This is a genomic window from Neorhizobium sp. R1-B, assembly GCF_004368875.1.
Classification (GTDB): domain Bacteria; phylum Pseudomonadota; class Alphaproteobacteria; order Rhizobiales; family Rhizobiaceae; genus Neorhizobium; species Neorhizobium huautlense.
In genome coordinates this window covers 113,885-130,605 of record NZ_SOEM01000012.1, presented here as the reverse complement: position 1 = coordinate 130,605, position 16,721 = coordinate 113,885, and the positions used below count along the sequence as shown (strand labels likewise).

Here is a 16,721-nt window from a genome sequence, read left to right as displayed (position 1 = left end):
CACAAATGGGTTGGCGTACTCACGTTGCGGGAGATGGCAGAGAATGATTCGGCCGGTCAATGAGCTGCCAGCTAGCTAGTTGCCGTTCAGTCAACCAGTTGCAGAGATCTTCCTGCGCCTTCCGTGCTTGAGCAGTTGGCGGAGTGGCCGCCTGCAATCGCCTTAGAAAGCTGGACCCTCTCGCTTCAGGCACTCGATATGGGCCTCCACCCGCGAGGTAGATTGCCCCTCAGACCAAGCCACAGCTGGAGCTCGTAAGTCCCAATTCCAGTTGGCTCCTCTGTATGCGACACTTCGCGGAGGGCTGATCGTCGTGCGGATCGGTTTGCCGCGAATAATGCCCTGCAGCCCCATTACCCTCATAAGCCGAGTGACGGTGCAACGGGCGATGTCGTAACCCTCCCGTAGCAACTGTCGCCAGACTTTCCGCACGCGGTAGACTTGGAAGTTCTCGTTGAACACCCGGCGTATCTCGACCTTCATGGCAATGTCGCGTCGGGCGCGGGCCGATAGACGGTCCACGTCCGGGCGCTTGGCGATGACCTCATAATAGGTGGACGGGGCAATAGGCAGCAGTCTGCAGATCGGCTCGACCCCGAGCACCGACCGGTGTTCCTCGATGAAGGCAATCATCGCTTCAGTGGGCGATCGAGCTCCGCCTTGGCAAAATATGCGGACGCCTTGCGCAAAATCTCGTTGGCCTGACGAAGCTCGCGGTTCTCCCGCTCCAGAGCCTTCATCTTCTCGGCGACGTCACTCGGCAGGCCAGCCCGCTCGCCGCTGTCCACCTCGGCTTTCGTCACCCGTTCATTGAGCGCATGCGCCGAGCAGCCAATCTTGGCGGCTTTGGAAGATACTGCCGCCCACCGGGAAGGGTGCTCGGCTTCATGCTCCGTCACCATTCGCACGACGCGGGCGCGGACTTCAGGAGAAACCTTGTTTGTCGTCTTGCTTGTCATAGACCCTACTTCTCACGAGTTGGAGTCTCCGGCAAAGCCGGTGCGGTTCAGAGTGCCAGGTGGTCAGTTGGCAAGAACGCCCGCCGCAGAACCTCCTGAAGCTCCACTTCCGGCGCGTCCCTCGCATAGATTCGGGGAGGGCCGCCGATCAGGCCATCGCTCAAAACCGTCGCTTTAATTTCACCGACCCGAAAGCGATAGTGTCCAACATTGCCACTCTGGGAGGATCTTGTCTGTGCGTCTGCGCTCTCGCTGCCCAAACCAGGAATTACCGCGTTAGAGACGCCAAATACCGCAGAGAGCATGAGTTCGTCTATTAATGGTAGACACGGTGATCAGGTTCCTTTCATCATCACTCGGGACGAGACTTTTGGTACGTCTACAAAGACCATGACATCAGAGCTCCGCGCTGATAAGTGATGGAAATCAGATCGGCTTGGTAAGATTATCTTCGCAATGAACGTACTGCGCCTGGATGGTTTTGATGCCTTCGTAGCAATTGTCCGCTGCGGTGGCTTCCGCGCTGCGGCGGTTGAACGTGGCGTCTCTTCCTCGGCCTTGAGCCAAACAATCAATTCGCTTGAAGAGGCACTTGGCATTCGACTGCTCAATCGGACCACCAGGAGCGTTTCCCCAACTGAGGCCGGGCAGCGTCTCCTGGACCGCCTCGCACCGGCTTTGGCGGACATCAGGCTCGCGATTGCCGAGGTCGACGAACTGAGGGACACTCCCACGGGGACGCTTCGGATCAACGCGCCTGCTCCAGCGGTTGATCATCTTCTGTGCCCACTGGTGTTCGACTTCATGGAAATATATCGCGCGGTCAAAATAGAGATCATCAGTGACGCCGCCGTGATCGACATCGTCGAACAGGGATTCGACGCCGGAGTAAGATTCGGCAAGCAACTGGCCCAGGACATGATCGCAGTCCCGCTTGGGCCGTCGTTGAGATATGCGATTGTTGCCTCACCGGATTACCTTGAAAGGCGGGGCACGCCTGAAACCCCGCATGAACTTGTCGATCACGATTGTATCAGGAGGAGGTTCCCAGGCGGTACGCTGGTGACATGGCGATTCACCGACGGAAGCGAGGAACTCGATGTCACGCCGGAGGGACGCCTGACGCTCAATTCGGCTCACAATGAGCTTCAGGCAGCCCTGGCAGGCAAAGGCGTTGCTCACGTTCTGGATGACTATGCCAAACCTCATATTGAAAGCGGTCTGTTGGTTGAGCTCCTGGTCGACTGGCGCCCTTCCTTGCCAAGCTGGTTCCTGTACTATCCTAACCGTCGGCTTCCCAGCGCGGCCATGCGCGCGTTTCTCGACTATATGAAAAGCTACAAATGGGACGCCACCGGATAGCCGCCGGTCGTTGACGCCCAGCTCGGTATTGATCTCTTTGCGGTGTATCAGCACCCGCGGCTTAGAGGAGATCCTCAACGCGGATTGGAAGGTGCCTGATGCGCTTGCCGGTGGCATTATATACCGCGTTGACGACAGCTGCAGTCGCACCGACCATGGCGACTTCACCCAGCCCCTTCACGCCGGAAATGTTCAGCTTTGGATCCGGCTCATCGATGAAATCGACCTCAATCCGGCCAATGTCGGCGTTAACGGGAACGATATATTCGGCGAGGTCGTTGTTCAGAACGCCACCGAACCGCGGATCAGTTTCTCCCGCTTCACGCAAAGCGGCACCAATACCCCAAACGACGCCTCCCCGGACTTGGCTTTCAGCTGTGCGGCGGTTCATGACTCGGCCGCAGTCGGCGACGCTAACGACACGTCTTACGCGTACTCGTGCGGTCGACGGCTCGACATGAACTTCAGCAAAATGTGCGATCCAGCTGAACGCCATAAAATCGGGATATTCAGGGCCAGTCGTAGACGGAATACCTTTCCGAATTTGGTCGATTGCCTGTCGATCCTTGCCCAAGGGCACAGTATCGACCGACACCTCCAGAACGGGTCTGCGGGTTCGCATAAGCTGGACATGGACGGGCTCGTCCGAGAGCGGCGCTCCGGTTAGTTGACTGAGTTCCTCGCGAAGTTTCAATGCCGCAGTCCGCGCCGCCGGCGCCACGCTCCCCGTCCCCCAGGAGCCAGCGGTAACGTGTTGGGGCGCATAACCAGTGTCACCGATGCGAATTTCCAGCTTGTTTGGATCTACGCCTAGAACCTCAATGAGCTCGGCCGCAATAACGCTGCGCAAGCCTTGTCCCATCTCGTGGCCGGACGTGGTGATTTCGCATCGCCCAGTGGCTGAAAGGCGAAGTGTCGTTAATGCAGGCGTCATCGATGCTTTGTAGCAGCCGCATCCAACGCCGAGACCGATGCGTTCACCATTCGCAGCCACCAAGCTGCCGGGTTGGCGCGCACGTCGACCCCACTCGAATAGCTCTGCGCCACGCCTGAGGCATTCGGCCAGGTAACGGGATGAAAACGGTTTGCGCGTGAGTACGTCGCGATGGGTGTCATTGATAAGCCGGAGCTGGACGGGATCTATTGCCAGCGCCTCGGCGAGTTCGTCCATAGCACATTCGGTGGCATAGCTCGAGGGGTGCTCATGCGGCGCACGCTGGTGCCCAGGCGTTTGGGAATCGACTCGTATGATCCGGTCATTTCCCCGCCAACTGCCGTAATTATACATGCGGGGAGGATTGACGCCATGCTCGCAGCCAAAACCGTCGTATTGGCTGTTTTGCTGAACGGTTTCGTAGATGCCCGCAAGCAAATGACCTTCATCATCTGCGGCGAGGCGTACCCGATGTCGGCTGTGCGGGCGGTAGGATGCCGTGTGGAATAGCTGGCTGCGTGGCATAACCAGTTTGACCGGCCGGCGAAGCGCCATAGCTGCACTTGCAACCAGTACGCTCTGCTCCTGTATGCCGTTCTTCTGACCGAATCCGCCTCCGGTGTAGGGGCTGACGCCACGAAGCGCTTGCGGCTCAATTCCCATCATGCCGGCAAGTCCGCCTGCAAAGGCCGCTACCGCCTGCGTCCCTTCGTAGATTGCGATTTTGCCTTCCTCGAATGCCGCGGTGGTCGAGATTAGCTCGATTGGGTTGTGATGTTGTTGAGGATGTAGATACTCGACATCAATGCGGTGGGTTGCGGAAGCGAAGACGGACTCCGCGTCGCCGGACGAAAGTTTGCTGGCGGCCTCTTGCTCTGCTTTCGCGAGGGCGTCATCCATCGACGCGCTGAATGGCTCGGGAACATAACGCACCTTGACTGCCTCTGCTCCTTCGATTGCAGCTTCGAGCGTCTCCGCGACCACCAGAGCGACCGCCTCACCCCGGTGCCGGATAAGTCGGCTCGTCATGGGCTGGTAGCCCTTGCCAGGCTGTCCGTAAGCCCCACGTGCCGCAGGCGTCGTTTTAATCTGCGAAAAATCCTCGTGCGTGAAAACTCGCACGACTCCCGGTACGTTTTTCGCATCAGTAATATCGATTGCCTCAATATATCCTCTAGCAATGGCCGCAGGAACCGTCATCCCATGAAGCAGCCCAGCGACCGGATGATCGGCGGCGTACAACGCGCGACCGAGAACTTTCTCGTAGGCATCGATTCGGGGACGGTCAGGCGTCGGTTCCAGTGTCATTGGATCTTCCCTCCGGCATTCATGATGGCGTCAGCAAGGGTTCGAGCCCCAAGTTCGACTTTGAAAGCGTTGTGCTTGCCGGCTCTGGCATCCGCAAATGCCGCCTTGGCAGCGTCCAAAGCCACTGCTCTGTCGAGGGTTTGGCCAGTCAAATGACGCTCCGCCGCGCCCGCGCGCCAAGGCCGGGTCCCAACGCCACCCAAAGCGATAAGCGCCCGCGCCACCCGCCCACCATCCATTTTGAGGGCGACCGCAGCAGACGCCAGCGCAAAAGCGTAGGACTGGCGGTCACGCACCTTAAGGTAGGTTGAATTTCGACCAGCATCAGTTTTGGGCACTGAGATGCCCGTTATGATTTCGCCTGGCCCAATATCGAATTCCAGGTGGGGAGTTTTACCGGGCAAGAGATAAAACTCTGCGATGGGGACCGATCGCATCCCCGCAGGTCCTCGTAGTTCTATCGCTGCATCCAATGCCGTCAGAGCGACGGGCCAATCGCCCGGCGACACGGCGGTGCACGCATCACTTACTCCCAATACGGCTTGAGTACGATCTAACCCACCGATCGCCGCGCATCCGGAGCCTGGTGCTCGCTTGTTGCATGGATAAATACCATTCGCGCCGTTCCGAAAATAGGGACAGCGAGTGCGCTGCAGGAGGTTGCCGCCGACGGTTGCCATATTGCGAAGCTGCTGAGAGGCAGCTTTCCAGAGGCTTTCAGCGAGAATGGGGTATTCACGCTTGACAACGGCGTCCTCTGCAACGTCAGCCATCAGCGCACCAGCACCAAAGAATAGGTGATCCCCGCTCGTATCTATCGTGTCAGCGCCTTCGAGCGTCGCTATATCGATCAGATGGCGCGGTTGCTCTATCCCGAGTTTCATTAAGTCGTAGAGGTTGGTGCCGCCAGCGATGTAGCGCGCATCGTCGCCTGCCGCCGCAAACGCTTCGATTGCTTCACCAACGTTCCTGGCACGGACATAAGATATCGCTTTCATGATTCAACTCCGCTCGATCTGGGGAGCCGCCTGCTCGATAGCCGCAATGATGCCGACGTAGGCACCGCATCGACAGATATTTCCACTCATATATTCTCTGATTTGCTCCGGCGTTGAAGCGTGCCCCTCCTTGACGCATGCGATCGCGGCCATGATCTGCCCGGGTGTGCAGTACCCGCATTGCAGAGCGTCGTGATCGATAAAAGCCTGTTGCATCGGATGAAGGCCGTCAGCACCCGCTACACCCTCGATGGTGGTCACCTCGCGGCCATTGACTTTGGCTGCCAGCGTCAGACAGGAAGCAACTCTACGGCCGTCGATATGAACCGTGCAGGCTCCGCATTGACCGTGGTCGCATCCCTTTTTTGTGCCAACTAAACCCAAACGTTCACGCAACATGTCCAACAACGACGCTCTTGCATCAATCACTAAGCTAAAGGGGTGGTCGTTGATGCGGCACGCGATCTGGACCGTTGTTCCGTTCTCGCGGGGAGGCATCAAATCTGGCGCTTGGGCATTCGATGTCGCGGGCAAAATTGTTCCAGCCATCGAAACAAGGGCGCCGGCTTCGAGTACCTGTCGCCTGGTTGTTTTCAAATTTCGCAGATCTCTCTGGTCCGACATCTAGTCTCCTCATGGTCGCAAGATGCATGTCGCCTTCCGGCTTCAGGGTGATTTTCCCCCCGCCATAGAAGTCCCAGGAATTATATTGCAGACCCGCTAAAGCGATTAGTCGCTGATCAGCGCGCGGGCTGATAAGTCACGCTTCGCAATCATGGGCGATCACAATCCCTGAGCGCCACCAACGGCCACGATTCTGAAAAGCTGGGCACACTCGTGACAGCCTAGGCCCGGTCGAAATAGCTAAAGCTGGCGGCGCCAAGCTGCATTCGCGATCTGCGTAGCCGTCCACCGGTAGCATCGAGCATCCGATGTCAGCGCTCCGATGCAAGCCAACTGAGCTCGATGATGTCGGGGGATGAGCAAGCGGTTTCCTTGCGTCAAAAGTGTGATCGCTCTAAGCGGCCACGAAACATTTCTTAACTCAAATACACGTATCCCCAGCGCGATTTTATATATCTGTCAATTCCAATCGGATCAGTGAGCAATCCTAGGAATGGCCAATGTAATTAGAACTAATGACGCGCTTGATGAAGGTTTTATACAGCGGCTATCTCTCAGATGGCGGAGAATAATATGTATATAGTAAAATCCATCTTCTTGTTTTTGGGCCTCTCAATATTGTCTACGACTGTGGTGTGGGCATCCACGGATATTGAGAAGCAAGCGACGCACAAACCTACAGGTCCTGTTTCCAGAAACATGCTTCCCGTAGGTCCGACCGCGGGTGATATGGATCTCTCACCATTCTATAAGTGGGAGGGGCCCGTGCCAGACAAATCGGGTGTCGTGATGAAGGAAGAGCCTCTTCCGAAAGAGCTAATTATTCCTGGCGCTAAGGAAGCAGTCCGCATCCTATATTCATCGACCGACAAGCGCTGGGGTTCCGGGCAAGTTCCGGTCAGTGGCACCCTGTATATGCCGCCCGGTAGGCCTCCGTCCGAGGGCTGGCCCTTACTCGCCTGGGCGCACGGTACTGTCGGCATTGCGGACATATGCGCACCGTCTTGGACCGGCTTCAAGCCACGCGACACCGCGTATCTGAGGCGGTGGCTTGACGCCGGCTTCGCGCTTGTCCTGACCGACTATCAGGGCCTCGGCGGACCTGGGCCACATCCCTATCTCGATTGGCAAGTGGCCAGTTATTCCGTCCTCGATTCCATTCGCGCGGCGTCTGCGGCGAGGCCGGGGAAAATCTCGAACAAGGTATTGATTGCCGGCCACTCCCAAGGATCAGGTGCGGCTTTGGGCGCCGCGCTGTTCTCTACTCAATATGCGCCCGAAATCAATATTCTTGCTGCCATCGCAACCGGTATTAACGTCACATTCCCGGATGGCCCTGTTGCGCTTCCGGTCCGCAATTCCGCCAATATGTTCATGAGTTTCGCCACGGGCGGCCTCCGCTCTGATGGCCCGCAGATCGATGACATAGTGAGCCCCGTCGGCAAACAGCTCCTGGACACGGCACGACGGGCATGCACTGCGGAGATTCAGACTCTCGCGCGCGAACTAAAGGTGCGGTCGCTGGCGGAAACACTTTCAATCTCGCTCGATCAATTGTCGGCAGTTCGTATTCAGGTGACAAATATGCCTATGAAATTCGTCGGTGTGCCGCTGCTGGTTGGGACGGGGCTAGCCGATCAGACGGTGGAGCCGATGCGGCAGTTCGCGGCAGTTTCTGCATTGTGCAAAGCGGGAAACGCCGTCTTGTGGCGTCGCTATCCCGGGTTAAGCCACGACGGCGTCGTGAATGGATCACTTGAGGACTCACTCGCATTCGCTCGGTCGCGACTCGAGGGACAGCACGCCGCGAGCAATTGCTCGGAAATATCACAACCTGGCCCTCCCGGTGAACCAAATCCGGCCGCGCCTTTCAATGCTGACTGAACTAAAACGATTAGGGAAAGGTGTGATCGTCATTGGAAGCTATGCCGGCGCATAGACAATTGCCCCGCATTGGGGGTCTGCGAGTGTCGACTGGCCTTCCAAACACTCGGCCTTCAATGGGTTAAAACCAGTCCAGTGACTAACGGCTTTTCTGTCGTCCAACGCGTCCTCGCTGTCATCAGAGCGATCAGAGACGAGTGGCATACCGTCCTCTTAAGGCTACTCGTTTCTGGAAATCCTGGCGCTGTATCGTAGCGCTGCATCGAGTATGGCGATAATAGCATCACGTCGCAAAGGGTCTCAAAGAAGGTTTGCACGGGACGGCAACTACAGCAAAACCGGATCAGGAGCGCTACATCGGCTACAACTAGAGCGCCCGCAGGACTTCAATAAAGGCTCGAAGGCCCGCCGGCACATGTCGGCGGCCAGGATAATATAGGCAAAGCCCCTCGATTTCCGGGCACCATTCATCGAGTACGGTTTTCAGAGAGCCCGTCTCCAGGCCCCCCATAGCGGCGCCAAGTGGCACATATGCCAAACCTAAGCCGCGCTGCGCTGCGTGCGCCATCAGTGCCACGTCGTCGAGGGTCAGCGCTCCTGGGACATCAACCGCAATTTCTTCCCCACGACGTTCGAACTCCCATCTGTACATCTTCCCGCTCGGCATTCGATGACGGATACACCGATGCTGTCGCAGGTCGTCTGGCGCCCTCGGCTCGCCCGCACTGATGAGATAGGCGGGAGAACCGACGACAACAAAACGGGTCGAGCCGCCGAATGGAATTGCCACCATGTCTTGCGGAACGGACTCGCGCAGCCTTATGCCCGCGTCGAAGCCTTCGGCGACGACATCGACCAATCTGCCTTCGTTGACAAGGTCGATCGACATCTGCGGGTAGCGGGCAAGAAATTCGGGCACGGCTCTCGCCAGGAGGAGGCGAGCGGCAATGTCATTGGTGTTGATGCGCAAAGTCCCACTAGGAGCGTCACGCAGGTCGTCTACTTCCGAAAGCGCTGCGTCCAAATCCCGAAGGAGTGGACCAATGCGATCGAAGAGGCGTTGCCCCCCGGCCGTGGCCGCAACGCTACGTGTTGTCCTATTCAATAGCCGCAGACCCATCCGGCTTTCGAGGCTCCGGATGATGTGGCTGACAGAAGAGGGCGCGAGGCCGAGTTCATCGGCCGCTTTACGAAAGCTTCGATGGCGGATCACCGCCAAAAGGGCTGTCAGTTCGGTAAGAGACGCGTCATTCATGGCGATACGCCACTACTACATCCAAGATCGCACGAATAGTATCTTCAATCCCGTCTTCGTACCTTTTGGCACAGAACCCAGTCGCTTCGGCGGCGACCAAAGGAGAAAGCAATGGTACAGACTTGGCTTATCACTGGAACATCCTCCGGCTTCGGTCGGCTGTTGACAGAACGCCTTCTGGAGCGCGGTGACAGAGTGGCCGCGACACTGCGCAAGGAAGGTGCGTTGGATGACCTTAAGAGCAAACACGGGGATCGTCTTTGGATTGCCTCATTAGACCTGACTGACACTGCGGCAATACGTGAAACAGTCAATGGGGCCTTTTCCGAGCTTGGCCGGATCGATGTGGTGGTTAGCAACGCTGCGTACGGCCTGTTCGGCGCGAGCGAGGAGGTGACCGACGAGCAGATACGTCACCAGATCGATACGAATTTGATCGGATCCATCCAGTTAATTCGCGCAGTCCTTCCCCAACTTCGAGAACAGGGCGGTGGTCGTATCTTGCAGATTTCGTCAGAAGGTGGCCAGATCGCCTATCCGAATTTTAGCCTCTATCATGCGACCAAATGGGGCATCGAAGGTTTTGTGGAATCGGTCCGCCAGGAGGTTGCCCCCTTCGGAATCTCATTCACCCTCATCGAGCCCGGTCCCAGTAAGACGGATTTCGGCCGCGGCTTGGTACGACCCGCGAAGCCGCTGGCGATTTATGATGAGACGCCTGCCGGCGAGGTCCGCAAGGCGATCGACAGTGGTATGTTCGAGATCACCGGTAATCCTGAAAAGATGACTGCCGCGATCCTTTCAGTGGCCGAGCACACACCAGCACCTGTTAGACTGGCTCTCGGCAAGGCGCCCTATTACGCCATCCGAAACGCCCTGAGGGAACGGCTTTCGGAGCTAGAAGCTCAGAAGGAAATCACTCTCGCAATGGATGACGATTGACGACTCGGCAGCACGGCCGTGAGCTTTGTCGAGCTTGCATTGCCGTTTTGTATGGCGCCTGACATATTGTCAGGTGCCGGCGGCGCGACCTCCTAACTGTCGCCGCGCTCAAGGCGGCCATAGAAGAACGAAGACCAGCGGCAGGCTGCACCCATTCCTCCGAGTTGGCTCGAGGGGTCGAATAGGCCATACATAGGACGAAGCCAAGGCGGAACCCTTCGTGAAGGGCTTAAAGATGGTAGTGGTGCATCCGACGGCATTTGATTACCTACCCAGACCACGCAGCATAATGCTCCAACTCTCCCGGTATAAGCTTGTCGCTCTGTTCAAACGGGGATCAGCTGGTCGATGCGTTCGAACAAACGGAGTTCTGAGCCAAGAGCGAACTGCGTCCTTAACCCTCGGTCACCTCGTCACCGCGATTTCAAGCAATCACCCACCGTCGAGCTTGCGTGCAAAATAATTGCTTCGAACCTCGTGGACGACAATGCCTTTCTCAGAAAATGGAAGGGTCAATGCGCCCTCATCGTCTGAAACAGCGAATAACTTACCGATAGCGGACGCGTCTGCGATCTTGTAGGGCGCGACTGTGCCAATCTTATCAACGGTGACTGGCACCCAAAGCTGATTGGATTGTTCAATCATACACCGCTTAAGCTCCGCCTCTTCCGCATCCAATGCAGTCAACCCTATCTCTGCGTCTATACCGCAGGCACCTAAGATGAAGATATCCGCAAAAATCTGCTGAGCTTCGCGCAGCACCTGTCCACCCAGGCAAGCGCCTTTAGAAGGGCTAAATATGCCGCCAAGCAGGATCGTTCGGCACTTTTCGTGGTTCTCGAGCGCGAGCGCTATGCTTGGAGCATTCGTAATGACAGTCAATTGTGTGTCGACTGGGATGGCGCCAGCAATTGTGATGTTTGTCGAGCCTGCATCAATAAATATGGTTTGACCGGACTTGAGCAGTTCTCCGATCGCCGCTCCGAGCCTGTGCTTTGCCTCGCTTAGTATCGCTGAACGAGTCTGAATGGTTCCTAGGTCAGGTGCGGGCGACAGCGCGCCGCCATATACTCTGCGGCACAAACCCATTCGTGCCATTTCTCTCAAATCACGCCTAACCGTATCTTCGGAAACACCAAAATCCACAGCTAGCTGCGCCGCCAGCACCTTGCCTTTTCGCGCGAGTTCTCCCCGAATTCGGTCGTGACGCTCTTCTGTTAACATGCCATTCCGTTTCTTGTTGATTTATGTTGTTGCACATTTATGCATGTTATGCCAAATTCGCCTCGCTGTCGACCGATAAACGTGCAAGAACAGGCGCCAATTGGCCCGTGCCCGCTAGCCTGTCGGACGGCAGGATTAGGTTAAGCGATGTGTTGCGCACCCAATTGCGCCAGAAGAAAGGAAAATGCGTTTGCACCAGGTTCCGCTACGGGGATCTGACTCGACGGTTCCAGCTCGCGTCTCGCGGAACCATCTCGGCCCAACTACCGGAGATTTTTCCGAGAGCAAGGGAGTAATCGGCTTCTAGGCACGGTTCCTGATATTGGCGGGCACCGACCTGCGCAGCGAACTGACGATTAAGTTTGGGCTGTCCGAGGCCGATGATGATGTGGCTGCGAGTTTCTCGACGACGACAGGGTAATCCTTGGCCCGAGGATCACCAGCCACGGCTTCTCCGACGCGTTTGCCAGATCGCCTGACGGCATAGACAAAAAATACCTAGGAAACACAGCCCAAGACGGCCCACTCTCAAGGACACGGCATGACCAGCAACGTTACCTCGATTCTATCCCGCCACGATTTGAGCGGTCGGCGCGAACAGTTTGCAACGAGAGCGGTCTTTCTAATAGCAGGCCTTGGAATGGCGGCCTGGGCACCACTTGTACCGTTTGCAAAGGCGCGCTTGGCTGTTGGAGATGCCGCATTCGGCCTTCTGCTTCTTTGCCTTGGACTGGGCTCAATCGTAGCGATGCCGATCACGGGTGTCCTAGCGTCGAAGTTCGGATGTCGTGCCGTGATTGCCGCTTCCTCAACTCTATTGGCTATCGGCGTACCCTTCCTCGCGCTCGCCAACACGCCTATTGATCTTGCACTGGCATTGGCATTTTGCGGCGCCAGCGTCGGCACGCTCGATGTCGCGATCAACGTTCAGGCCGTGATTGTTGAAAAAGACAGCGGCCGCAACATGATGTCGGGCTTCCATGGTCTGTTCAGTTTGGGTGGTATCGTTGGCGCCGGTGGCATCAGCCTTATTCTGGGTGCCGGCCTGTCGCCTTTCGGAGCGACCCTGATCGCAGGCGCATCAATGCTGATCCTTCTGGTCGCCTCTTACTCTGGCCTGCTGCCCTATGGAAATCGCGACAGGAACGCCACGCCGCTCTTCGTCCTGCCACGAGGCATTGTCATTCTCATTGGCGTCCTCTGCTTCATCGTTTTTTTGGGTGAAGGGTCGATCCTCGACTGGAGTGCGTTGTTCCTCATTTCCGCACATGGACTCGATCAGTCATATGCCGGGTTCGGTTATTCAGTGTTCTCGATCACAATGACCTTTGGCCGGTTGATCGGCGACTGGATTGTCAAGACGTTGGGCGGTGCCCAAGTGGTCTTCTTCGGCGGCCTGTTGTCTGCGACCGGTTTCCTTCTTGCAGTCGTTGCTCCAAATGCTTCTGTCGCGCTTGGCGGGTTTGCACTTGTCGGATTGGGCGCTTCAAACATCGTTCCCGTGCTATTCACGGCAGCAGGTCGGCAGAAGGCAATGCCGTCCAGTCTCGCAATCGCCGCCGTCACTACCGTCGGCTATGCGGGAATTCTGCTAGGACCAGCCTTAATCGGTTTCGTTGCGCAGCATTTCAGTCTCTCTACCGCGCTGGTGATGCTTGCCGGTCTACTGCTCGTCGTTGCGCTTATCGGGCCGCGTTCCGCCGCCCCTTAAGCCGAAGTGTAGGATCGGGGGCGGCCTCATCCCGGCCTCGATCATTTCAGCCAACATCATCGAGAACGTCGGATCGCCGGCGGAAACATGAAACCTCGCGGTCTACCTTGTCCGCCCATCGTTATGGATCCCAACATGACACAGTTACCTGACGCGCTGTTCCTACATCGTCTTGCCGATGCGGCCGACGCGGAAACGATGCAACGGTTCAGGACCCGCTTGGATGTGCAGAGCAAACCGAAAGACGGTTACAAGTTCGATCCTGTGACGGATGCGGACAGAGCGGCGGAGATTGCTATCCGGGCAATTATTCGTGACGCTTACCCGGACCATGCCATTGAGGGAGAAGAATTTGGTGTCTCTGGGTCTGGCGACATTCGTTGGGTCATCGACCCCATCGACGGGACAAGACCCTTTTTGCTCGGTATCCCCGTGTGGGGAACTCTGATTGGGGTGACGCAAAAGGGTCATGCCGTCAGCGGCATGATGAGCCAGCCGGTCACGAGAGAACGCTTCTGGGCGGACCGGACGGGATCCTGGATGCAGCGGGATAGCAAGGCCATTGAACTCAAAACGAGTGAAAAGGTCGATCTAGCCGACGCAATCCTCCACACGAATAGTCCCGAGCCGATTCTGCGGAACCCCCAAATTTCGTTCGAGGCTCTTAACCGTCAGGTCAAAATGACGCGTTATGGCGGCGAGTGCTACGCCTTCGCGATGTTGGCCGCCGGGCATATCGACATCTGTTTCGAATTTTCGCTTCAGCCCTATGACATAGTGGCCATCATTCCGATCATCGAAAAAGCGGGCGGCGTCGTGACGACCCTGAGTGGCGGCAATGCCGCGGCAGGTGGTCCCGTCGTCATGGCCGCGAATGCCAGCTTGCATGCTCAGGTGCTTCAGATCTTAAACGGCTAACGATCCCATGTTAGCAACGAGATGAGCATCGGCCGCAATGTTGCACTTGTTTACATCAGCTTTTGTTATCTGGATACGAGATGAAAGCTCCAGCCTCTTTCCAATCTGTTACAAAGACGTAGCGAGGAGCCGTTCGTATCTGGAAATGACCCATTTGGCCCCGCCATCAGTCCTCCGGACAGAGTTTCCAAAATAGCCAAGGCCGCACAATGCCTCCTGCACAGATTGCAATGATAGCCGTCATCTTCGACCTCGATGGAACACTTGTTGACAGTGAGAACCATCACTTCGCCTCTATGTCTGCGGCAGCCCTATCGATGGGGTGCGAACTATCTGAGGATCTGGCGTCCAGGTTGTCAGGCCTCAGCAGCGAAGCCTGTTACGCTTTGCTTCAGCGTGAAACTCAGCTTTCCGGTTCATGCGGCAATTTCGTGGATGCCAAACATAGGTACTATCTCGATCGGTCCTCATCACTTGCCATACGTGCTGGCGCTCGAGAGGCACTGGCATATGTCACGCGAGGAAGTATTCCCTTTGCAATTGCGTCCAACTCAAGCAGGGTTGTGGTTGACACGAACCTTGCTGCCATCGGCATGGACCCCACCAACGTCATCTCAGTCAGCCGAGACGATGTCGAGCTTGGGAAGCCAAATCCCGACCCGTTCCTTAAGGCCGCGGCCTTACTCGGTGTCGCACCGCAGTCATGTGTGGCTGTTGAGGATAGCGTGCCGGGAGCCATTGCGGCTCACGCCGCAGGCATGCAGGTCATAGGTTGGCCTGAACCGCATCGTTGTCAGATCAGCTTTCCAAGAGGCACGCGTATTGCCGACCCCAAAGCCCTATACCCCACACTGGCTTCCTATTTTGGGGGAGAAAGTTAACCACTGCGCCTTGGCCTGTTCAGCCCAGCTATGCCAATGCCTGCGTTCAGCTGTCCTAACCTGTCGATCTCCCATGTCTTCAAGTGAAGCGGCTAAGGTACAAGTACGCACTATTGGCAAATCGTTCAGGGTGCTCTGGATCATCGTGTTCGGCTACGAGAAGTCTTGCGCCCTCCTGGACCGCGCTTCTTATCACCAAAGGTAGGACCAAAATCCCGTCGCCGACGTCGGTCCACTCATGACCCCTTGTTACGGATGTGGCGACATCTTTTATATGCGCGGCGACTAGCCTTGATTTCAAGCGACGGAGCCAGACGATCGGATCTGCACCACTGAGACGTATCCAGCCTATATCTGCTTGCCATTTCAACAGACCACTATCGTCGGAGCGAAACAATTCTTCGATCGGCGAACGGCCAGATTTGAGAAGGTCGAAGCAGTCTCCACCATTATGGAAGCCAAGTTCGATGCCGCTGCCAGAAAATCGTTCTGCCAGAATCCCGAGACGAGATCCCGCTCGTGCCCATTGAGAAGCGTCCCGCACCTTTTGAATTCGCAAATCGTGCACGAAGACGCTTCGAATTCCTACGATGAGGCAGGCATCAAGAATGGAGCCAGCGTTGTCGATGAGGAACTGATACTCGACGTGCAGCGTCGTGCATTCCAGCCCCCGGACATCCAGCATAGTTCTGAAGATCGACGGTTCATGGATATGGATTTGCAGACATTCGACGATCTTAAACCCGGCGTTGCGAGAGGCCTCAAGCTGTGCATCGATGGATCCTAGGCGCCTCATCGAGAAAAGCTGCAGCGCTATCGAAACAGACGCGTGACCCCACAGTGCCGCGTTTGGCACCGCAACCAACGACGGAAACGAACTTGAACCTATTGCTGAGACCATCTGATGCAGCAACGCTCCCCTTGAGATAGCCTGGAGCTTAGCCCGACAGATCGCAGAAGCGCAACACGTGAGGATGAGCCGGCCATTTCTCACAAGCCAGCAGCGGCCTATCCTCCAAGCAGTTTCCTCAATGCCAGAGGAAACTGGTCATTGCGCGACCGGTCGGTTCTCACCTGAGAGTATGGTCATGAACTGCTCGACGACTCTTTCGGGTGTACCAGCGTCGATCGTTATCACGTCATTCTCGGCCGAAGGATCTTCCAGGGTCTGGAACTGGCTCTCGATCAACGTGGCGGGCATGAAATGCCCAACCCGACCGGCAAGTCGCTGTTTGGCTTCTTCATGGGAGATTCTCAGATAAAGGAACGTCACGCCGTTGCCTGCGAGTGATCGCAATTGATCCCTGTATTGCGCTTTCAACGCGGAGCAGGTGACAACCGGGGGATCACGACTATTGGAGGCTAAGGCGCGACCAATGGTTTCTAACCACGCAGCCCTGTCACTATCGGTCAGTGGTGTGCCAGCGGTCATCTTTGCAATGTTGGTAAGGGAATGAAGCTCATCACCCTCCACAAACCTCTGTTGCAGCCGAGCCGCGACCAAGCGTGCAACCGACGTCTTCCCGCATCCCGACACTCCCATCACGATCACTGGTATCTTGTGCATCTGTGGTACGACCATCATGAAGTCTTCTCATTCCTGTCAGGTAATTTTACGCCTCCGGCGATGCCTCCGTGCCTTAAGCCATTGCTTTACAGACCAATGCCAATTCAGAAGTTGCCGTGCGGCATAAGGCGAGAAATATCGGAACGTGGACATT

13 protein-coding genes, 2 pseudogenes and 1 other annotated feature are annotated in these 16,721 nt (G+C 56.7%); of the genes and pseudogenes, 6 read left to right on the top strand and 9 right to left on the bottom strand.

Features of this window, described 5'->3' with window-relative positions:
* Positions 1-303 precede the first annotated feature (303 nt).
* Positions 304-959: pseudogene (locus EDE05_RS17325) on the bottom strand (IS3 family transposase); the annotation flags it as partial.
* Positions 559-675, bottom strand: a sequence feature (AL1L pseudoknot). It overlaps the preceding pseudogene by 117 nt.
* A 56-nt stretch (positions 960-1,015) precedes the next feature.
* Positions 1,016-1,295 (bottom strand): annotated as a pseudogene (locus EDE05_RS27515) (MBL fold metallo-hydrolase); the annotation flags it as partial.
* Between the two features lie 120 nt (positions 1,296-1,415).
* Here EDE05_RS27515 and EDE05_RS17315 point away from each other — a divergent pair.
* Positions 1,416-2,321 carry a LysR family transcriptional regulator gene (locus EDE05_RS17315; protein ID WP_134102042.1) on the top strand — a complete coding sequence of 302 codons (906 nt, stop codon included), beginning with the start codon at positions 1,416-1,418 and terminating at the stop codon, positions 2,319-2,321.
* A 61-nt stretch (positions 2,322-2,382) separates the two neighbouring features.
* Here EDE05_RS17315 and EDE05_RS17310 read toward each other — a convergent pair whose 3' ends face one another.
* The 3 genes from EDE05_RS17310 to EDE05_RS17300 are packed head-to-tail and all read right to left on the bottom strand — an operon-like array spanning position 2,383 to position 6,185.
* A complete protein-coding gene (locus tag EDE05_RS17310) occupies positions 2,383-4,563 on the bottom strand; it encodes a xanthine dehydrogenase family protein molybdopterin-binding subunit (RefSeq protein ID WP_134102039.1) in 2,181 nt (726 codons plus the stop codon).
* Positions 4,560-5,561: a xanthine dehydrogenase family protein subunit M gene (locus tag EDE05_RS17305; protein WP_112803411.1), complete on the bottom strand. Its 1,002-nt coding sequence runs from the start codon at positions 5,559-5,561 to the stop codon at positions 4,560-4,562. Before EDE05_RS17305 ends, EDE05_RS17310 begins: the two co-directional genes overlap by 4 nt.
* Before the next feature lie 3 nt (positions 5,562-5,564).
* Entirely contained in the window at positions 5,565-6,185 is a 621-nt protein-coding gene (locus EDE05_RS17300) for a (2Fe-2S)-binding protein (protein ID WP_112803409.1), read from the bottom strand.
* Positions 6,186-6,758: 573 nt separating this feature from the next.
* Here EDE05_RS17300 and EDE05_RS17295 point away from each other — a divergent pair.
* Positions 6,759-8,069 (top strand): lipase family protein, encoded by a 1,311-nt coding sequence (locus tag EDE05_RS17295; RefSeq protein WP_245519929.1) that lies wholly within the window; start codon positions 6,759-6,761, stop codon positions 8,067-8,069.
* A 367-nt stretch (positions 8,070-8,436) separates the two neighbouring features.
* Here EDE05_RS17295 and EDE05_RS17290 read toward each other — a convergent pair whose 3' ends face one another.
* Positions 8,437-9,324: a LysR family transcriptional regulator gene (locus tag EDE05_RS17290; protein WP_134102036.1), complete on the bottom strand. Its 888-nt coding sequence runs from the start codon at positions 9,322-9,324 to the stop codon at positions 8,437-8,439.
* A 111-nt stretch (positions 9,325-9,435) separates the two neighbouring features.
* Here EDE05_RS17290 and EDE05_RS17285 point away from each other — a divergent pair, with 111 nt between their 5' ends.
* The gene (locus tag EDE05_RS17285) at positions 9,436-10,266 is read left to right on the top strand and encodes an SDR family oxidoreductase (protein ID WP_112803406.1); all 831 of its coding nucleotides are present in this window, start codon (positions 9,436-9,438) and stop codon (positions 10,264-10,266) included.
* A 432-nt stretch (positions 10,267-10,698) separates the two neighbouring features.
* Here EDE05_RS17285 and EDE05_RS17280 read toward each other — a convergent pair whose 3' ends face one another.
* A complete protein-coding gene (locus tag EDE05_RS17280) occupies positions 10,699-11,490 on the bottom strand; it encodes a DeoR/GlpR family DNA-binding transcription regulator (protein ID WP_134102033.1) in 792 nt (263 codons plus the stop codon).
* A gap of 541 nt (positions 11,491-12,031) precedes the next feature.
* Between EDE05_RS17280 and EDE05_RS17275 the strand changes: the two genes are divergently transcribed.
* From EDE05_RS17275 to EDE05_RS17265, 3 genes are all read left to right on the top strand, one after another.
* Positions 12,032-13,201: an MFS transporter gene (locus EDE05_RS17275; RefSeq protein WP_112803402.1), complete on the top strand. Its 1,170-nt coding sequence runs from the start codon at positions 12,032-12,034 to the stop codon at positions 13,199-13,201.
* A gap of 135 nt (positions 13,202-13,336) precedes the next feature.
* Positions 13,337-14,119: a histidinol-phosphatase gene (gene hisN, locus EDE05_RS17270; RefSeq protein WP_112803419.1), complete on the top strand. Its 783-nt coding sequence runs from the start codon at positions 13,337-13,339 to the stop codon at positions 14,117-14,119.
* 230 nt (positions 14,120-14,349) lie between these two features.
* Positions 14,350-15,000, top strand: a complete 651-nt coding sequence (locus EDE05_RS17265) for an HAD family phosphatase (RefSeq protein ID WP_162712556.1) — start codon at positions 14,350-14,352, stop codon at positions 14,998-15,000.
* Positions 15,001-15,079: 79 nt separating this feature from the next.
* Here EDE05_RS17265 and EDE05_RS17260 read toward each other — a convergent pair whose 3' ends face one another.
* Together EDE05_RS17260 and EDE05_RS17255 are read right to left on the bottom strand one after the other, a co-directional pair.
* A complete protein-coding gene (locus EDE05_RS17260) occupies positions 15,080-15,913 on the bottom strand; it encodes a sugar phosphate isomerase/epimerase (RefSeq protein WP_132412687.1) in 834 nt (277 codons plus the stop codon).
* A gap of 135 nt (positions 15,914-16,048) precedes the next feature.
* The gene (locus EDE05_RS17255) at positions 16,049-16,585 is read right to left on the bottom strand and encodes a gluconokinase (protein WP_134102030.1); all 537 of its coding nucleotides are present in this window, start codon (positions 16,583-16,585) and stop codon (positions 16,049-16,051) included.
* Positions 16,586-16,721: the final 136 nt, after the last annotated feature.